This window comes from Azospirillum sp. B506 (genome assembly GCF_000333595.1).
Taxonomy (GTDB): Bacteria; Pseudomonadota; Alphaproteobacteria; order Azospirillales; family Azospirillaceae; genus Azospirillum.
Genome location: NZ_BADK01000247.1, coordinates 1 through 5,857, shown reverse-complemented (window position 1 = coordinate 5,857; position 5,857 = coordinate 1). Strand labels below are relative to the sequence as shown.

At 64.2% G+C, this 5,857-nt stretch carries 7 protein-coding genes; all 7 read left to right on the top strand.

Annotation, left to right across the window (positions count from 1 at the left end; translation table 11 throughout):
* The coding region (locus tag I71_RS07740; protein WP_042693503.1) for an NADH-quinone oxidoreductase subunit H at positions 1-443 on the top strand (443 nt) is incomplete at its 5' end.
* 117 nt (positions 444-560) lie between these two features.
* The gene (gene nuoI, locus I71_RS07735) at positions 561-1,049 is read left to right on the top strand and encodes an NADH-quinone oxidoreductase subunit NuoI (protein WP_042693501.1); all 489 of its coding nucleotides are present in this window, start codon (positions 561-563) and stop codon (positions 1,047-1,049) included.
* Positions 1,050-1,067: 18 nt separating this feature from the next.
* Positions 1,068-1,682: an NADH-quinone oxidoreductase subunit J gene (locus tag I71_RS07730; RefSeq protein ID WP_042693499.1), complete on the top strand. Its 615-nt coding sequence runs from the start codon at positions 1,068-1,070 to the stop codon at positions 1,680-1,682.
* Between the two features lie 2 nt (positions 1,683-1,684).
* On the top strand, positions 1,685-1,993 hold the full coding sequence (gene nuoK, locus I71_RS07725; RefSeq protein WP_042693497.1) for an NADH-quinone oxidoreductase subunit NuoK: 309 nt from the start codon (positions 1,685-1,687) through the stop codon (positions 1,991-1,993).
* A gap of 9 nt (positions 1,994-2,002) precedes the next feature.
* Positions 2,003-4,099, top strand: coding sequence for an NADH-quinone oxidoreductase subunit L (gene nuoL, locus I71_RS07720; protein ID WP_042693495.1), 2,097 nt, complete (start codon positions 2,003-2,005; stop codon positions 4,097-4,099).
* Positions 4,100-4,124: 25 nt separating this feature from the next.
* Complete coding sequence (locus I71_RS07715) at positions 4,125-5,651, top strand: NADH-quinone oxidoreductase subunit M (RefSeq protein WP_042693493.1); 1,527 nt, start codon at positions 4,125-4,127, stop codon at positions 5,649-5,651.
* Positions 5,652-5,664: 13 nt separating this feature from the next.
* On the top strand, positions 5,665-5,787 hold the full coding sequence (locus tag I71_RS40550; protein ID WP_280109861.1) for a hypothetical protein: 123 nt from the start codon (positions 5,665-5,667) through the stop codon (positions 5,785-5,787).
* Positions 5,788-5,857 lie beyond the last annotated feature (70 nt).

Sequence of the window (5,857 nt, the reverse complement as noted above, 5' to 3'; positions counted from 1 at the left end):
GCATCCCGCTGCTGCCGATGTTCGTGATGTTCTTCATCTCGGCGCTCGCAGAAACCAACCGCGCCCCCTTCGACCTGCCGGAAGGCGAGTCTGAACTGGTCGCCGGTTTCATGGTCGAGTACAGCTCCGCTCCCTTCGCGCTCTTCTTCCTTGGCGAATACGCCAACATGATCCTGATGAGCGCGATGACCAGCATCCTGTTTCTCGGCGGCTGGCTGCCCCCGCTGCCCTTCGCGCCCTTCACCTGGGTGCCGGGCATCGTGTGGTTCGCCCTGAAGATCGCGTTCTGCCTGTTCACCTACGTCTGGGTTCGCGCCACCGTTCCGCGCTACCGCTACGACCAGCTGATGCGGCTGGGCTGGAAGGTCTTCCTGCCGCTGTCGCTGTTCTGGGTCGTGCTGACCGCCGGTGTCCTGGTGACCTTCGGTTGGCTGCCGAAATAAGCGGGATCCCCGCAAAAGCCAGCCTGCACCGAACCCACCATTGACGTGTCGATTTGAGTGCCGGCGAGCCAACCGACGAAACGGGCGGCCGCCGGCGAGGAAGGAGACGAAGAGGCCATGGCGTTCCTCGACCGCGCGGCGCGCAGCCTGTTCCTGACCGAGCTGCTGGGCGGCATGGCGCTGACCTTGCGCTACATGTTTAAGCCCAAGGTCACCCTGAACTACCCCTATGAGAAGGGTCCCATCAGCTCGCGCTTCCGCGGCGAGCATGTGCTCCGCCGCTATGCGAGCGGCGAGGAGCGCTGCATCGCCTGCAAGCTGTGCGAAGCAGTGTGCCCGGCTCTCGCCATCACCATCGAGGCCGAACCGCGTGACGACGGCAGCCGCCGCACCACGCGCTACGACATCGACATGACCAAGTGCATCTACTGCGGCCTGTGCCAGGAAGCGTGCCCGGTCGACGCGGTGGTCATGGGGCCGAACTTCGAGTTCTCCACCGAATCCCGGGAAGAGCTCTTCTACAACAAGCAGAAGCTGCTGGCGAACGGCGACCGCTGGGAGGCGGAAATCGCCCAGAACCTCGCGGCCGAGGCTCCTTACCGGTAAGCGGAAGCGAGAAAAACGATGATACTCCAAGGCATCGCCTTCTACGTGTTCGCCGCGCTGCTGGTGGCCTCCGGTGTGATGGTCATCTCGGCGCGGAACCCCGTTCACTCCGTCCTTTTCCTGATCCTCGCCTTCTTCCAAGCGGCCGGTCTCTGCCTCCTGATGGGGGCGGAGTTCATCGCGATGATCCTCGTCATCGTCTATGTCGGTGCCGTTGCCGTGCTGTTCCTGTTCGTGGTGATGATGCTCGACATCAACTTCCGCGAACTGCGCAAGGGCGCGATGGAAGCGCTGCCACTGGGAGCGCTGGTCGGGCTGATCCTGCTGGCCGAACTGGCCGCCGTGCTCGGCGGCTGGATCGTGGCTCCCAACGTCGCCGCCATCGCCGGCGCGCCGACCCCGGCCATCGATCAGGTCTCGAACACCCAGGCTCTGGGCCGGCTGATGTACACGCAGTACGTCTACCTGTTCCAGGCGTCGGGCATCGTCCTGCTGATCGCCATGATCGGCGCGATCGTGCTGACGCTGCGGCACCGTCCGGGCGTGCGCAAACAGAACATCGGCGCCCAGATTTCCCGTCGCCGGGAAGAGGTGGTCGCCATCCGCAAGGTCACGACCGGGGAGGGCGTGTGATCATGGAGATCGGTCTCGGACATTACCTGACGGTCTCGGCCATCGTCTTCACACTGGGTGTGTTGGGTATCTTCCTGAACCGGAAGAACGTCATCATCATCCTGATGTCGATCGAGATGATGCTGCTGGCGGTGAACCTGAACCTCGTCGCCTTCTCGACCTTCCTGCACGATCTGGTCGGCCAGATCTTCGCCATGATCATCCTGACCGTCGCCGCCGCCGAGGCGGCCATCGGCCTCGCCATCCTGGTGGTCTACTTCCGCAACCGCGGCTCGATCCGAGTCGAAGACATCAACATGATGAAGGGCTGAGGCGGCGCCATGGAAGTGCTAGTCGTATTCCTTCCGCTCCTGGCGTTCCTCATCGCCGGATCGATCGCGCTGTTCGGCGGGCCGAAGGCCGCGCCGGCTGCTGCGGGTCACGGAAGCCACGGTCATGGTCATGACGATCACGGGCATGCCCAGATCGCCCACGCCCATGACGATCATACCCACGATGAGCATGCCCATGATGACGGGCATGACGACCATCACGCCGCCGCCGCTCCGCCGACCGTGGGCGACCGCGTCGCCCAGTTCGTGACGGCCGGCGCCGTGATCGTCTCTGCGGTCCTATCCTGGATCCTGTTCTTCGACGTCGCCGTGCATGGTCATCCGCGCACGATCGAGCTGATGACCTGGATCCACAGCGGCACGCTCGATGTTAAGTGGGCGCTGCGCGTCGACCAGCTCACCGCGGTGATGCTGATCGTCGTCAACACCGTCTCGGCCTGCGTGCATGTCTACTCGGTCGGCTATATGGCCGAGGACCCGCAGAAGCCGCGCTTCATGGGCTATCTGTCGCTGTTCACCTTCGCCATGCTGATGCTGGTGACGGCGGACAACCTGGTTCAGCTGTTCTTCGGCTGGGAGGGTGTCGGTCTGGCCTCCTACCTGCTGATCAACTTCTGGTACGAGAAGCCCTCGGCGAACGCCGCCGCCATGAAGGCCTTCCTGGTCAACCGCGTCGGCGATTTCGGCTTCGCGCTCGGCATCTTCGCGATCTTCGTGCTGACCGGTTCGGTCCAGTTCGACGCGATCTTTGCCAAGGCCCCGACGCTGACCGGCGAGACGCTGCATTTCCTCAGCTGGGACTTCAACGGCCTGACCATCGCCTGCCTGCTGCTGTTCATGGGCGCGATGGGCAAGTCTGCACAGCTTGGCCTGCACACCTGGCTGCCGGATGCGATGGAAGGCCCGACCCCGGTGTCGGCGCTCATCCACGCCGCCACCATGGTCACCGCCGGTGTCTTCATGGTCTGCCGCCTGTCGCCTGTCTTTGAGTACGCCCCGACGGCGCTCGAAGTGGTGACGGTGGTTGGCGGCCTGACCGCCTTCGTGGCAGCGACCATCGGCTTCACCCAGTTCGACATCAAGCGCGTCATCGCCTATTCGACGATGTCGCAGCTCGGCTACATGTTCTTCGCCGCCGGCGTGTCCGCCTACGGTGCGGCCATGTTCCACCTGTTCACGCACGCCTTCTTCAAGGCCCTGCTGTTCCTCGGCGCCGGCTCGGTCATCCATGCCCTGCACCATGAGCAGGACATGCGGAAGATGGGCGGCGTCTGGCGCAAGATTCCCTTCACCTACGCGGTGATGTGGATCGGCAACCTGGCGCTCGCCGGCCTGCCCTTCTTCGCCGGCTACTATTCCAAGGACATGATCCTGGAGGCGGCCTTCGCTTCCGGCAGTGGGGTGGGGCGCTTCGCCTTCGCCCTCGGCATCGCCGCGGCCCTGCTGACCGCCTTCTACTCCTGGCGCCTGCTGTTCATGACCTTCCACGGCACGCCGCGGATGGACAAGCAGGTCTACGACCACGCCCATGAGTCGCCGGTCGTCATGCTGGTGCCGCTCGCGGTCCTGACCCTGGGCGCCCTGTTCGCCGGTGTCGGCTTCCACGAGTATTTCATCGGCCACGACCGCGCGGAGTTCTGGGGCAAGGCGATCATGACCTTGCACGGCCACGATGCCATCGAGGCCGCGCACCACCACACCCCTGGATGGGTCTCGATCGCGCCGCTGGTCGTCGGCCTGATCGGTATCGCCATGGCCTATATCGGCTACGTGATGATGCCGCGCCTGCCGGGTCAGATCGCCGCCACCTTCCGCGGCATCCACCAGTTCCTCTACAACAAGTGGTACTTTGACGAGCTGTACGACGCGCTGTTCACCCGTCCGGCCAAGGCCCTGGGCTACGGCCTGTGGAAGTCGGGCGACGGGGCGGTGATCGACGGCGTGGGCCCGGATGGCGTTGCCGCCGCCACCCGCGACGTCGCTGCCCGCGCCAGCCGGCTGCAGTCGGGGTACGTCTATCACTACGCCTTTGCCATGGTGATCGGGGTCGTCCTGTTCGTCGCCTGGCTGTCGGTCTTCGGCTGAGCGGTTTCGAAGGAGAACAACAACAATGGCTAGCTGGCCGATCCTGTCGTTCGCGACCTTCCTGCCGCTCGTGGGCGTCGCGCTGATCCTGCTGTTCTGCCGGGGCAGCACCCCGGACGTGCTGCGGAACGTGCGGTTCATCTCGCTGTGGACCACCCTCATAACCTTCGTCCTGANCCTGCTGATCTGGGCCAACTTCGATCGCGCAAATCCCGGCTACCAGATGTNCGAGAAGGCGGGCTGGATCCCCGAGTTCGGCATCAACTACCACATGGGCGTCGACGGCATTTCTGTGCTGTTCGTCGTCCTCGCCGGCTTCCTGATGCCGCTGTGCATCCTGGCGAGCTGGGAGTCGGTCCAGATCCGGCTCAAGGAATACATGATCGCCTTCCTCGCGCTGGAAACCCTGATGATCGGGATGTTCTGCGCGCTGGATTTCGTGCTGTTCTACATGTTCTTCGAAGGCGTCCTGATCCCGATGTTCCTGATCATCGGCATCTGGGGCGGTCCGCGCCGCGTCTATGCCGCCTTCAAGTTCTTCCTCTACACGCTGCTCGGCTCGGTCCTGATGCTGCTGGCGATCCTGGCCATGTATTACGTGGCCGGCACCACCGACATCCCGACCATCACCGCCACCCAGTTCCCACGCAACATGCAGTTGTGGCTGTGGCTGGCCTTCTTCGCCTCCTTTGCGGTTAAGGTGCCGATGTGGCCGGTCCACACCTGGCTGCCGGACGCCCACGTCGAGGCGCCGACCGCCGGTTCGGTGATCCTGGCCGGCGTGCTGCTGAAGATGGGCGGGTACGGCTTCCTGCGCTTCAACATTCCGATCCTGCCGGAAGCGACCGAGTATTTCGCGCCGCTGATCTACACCCTGTCGGTCGTCGCCGTGATCTACACCTCGCTGGTCGCTCTCGCCCAGGAGGACATGAAGAAGCTGATCGCCTATTCGTCGGTCGCCCACATGGGCTTCGTCACCATCGGCATGTTCGCGCTGAACCAGCAGGGCATCGAAGGCTCGGTGTTCCAGATGCTGTCGCACGGCGTCGTGTCGGGTGCGCTGTTCCTGTGCGTCGGCGTCGTCTATGACCGGCTGCACACCCGCGAGATCGCCCGTTACGGCGGCCTCGTGAAGAACATGCCGAAATATGCGGTGGTCTTCCTGTTCATGACCATGGCCTCGGTCGGCCTGCCGGGCACCGCCGGTTTCGTCGGCGAGTTCCTGGTGCTGATGGGCGTCTTCCGCGACAACACCTGGGTTGCCGCCCTGGCTGCCACCGGCATGGTGCTGGGTGCTGCCTATGCGCTGTGGCTGTACCGCCGCGTCGTCTACGGCAAGCTGACCAAGCCGGACGTCAAGGCGATGTTCGACATGACCCCGCGCGAAATCGCGGTGTTCCTGCCGCTGATCGCCGTCGTCCTGTGGATGGGCATCTATCCCAGCAGCTTCCTGAACGTCACCTCGGCATCGGTCGAGCAGCTGATCCAGACCTACCAGACCAAGCTGGCCGCGTCGCACGCCGCGTCCGGTGTCTCGGTCGCCGCTCGGTAAGGGGTTCTTCGACATGACCGCAGTGTTTCCCGACATCTGGCCGGCCCTGCCGGAGATCTTCCTGGCGCTCTCGGGCGTCGCCCTGCTGATGCTGGGCGTGTTCCGTGGCGACGGCTTCACCCGTCCCGTCTCCTAACTGTCGATCGTCTGCATGCTGCTCGCCGCCATCCTGGCGATGGGCTATGGCAGCGGCCGGGTCGTCACCT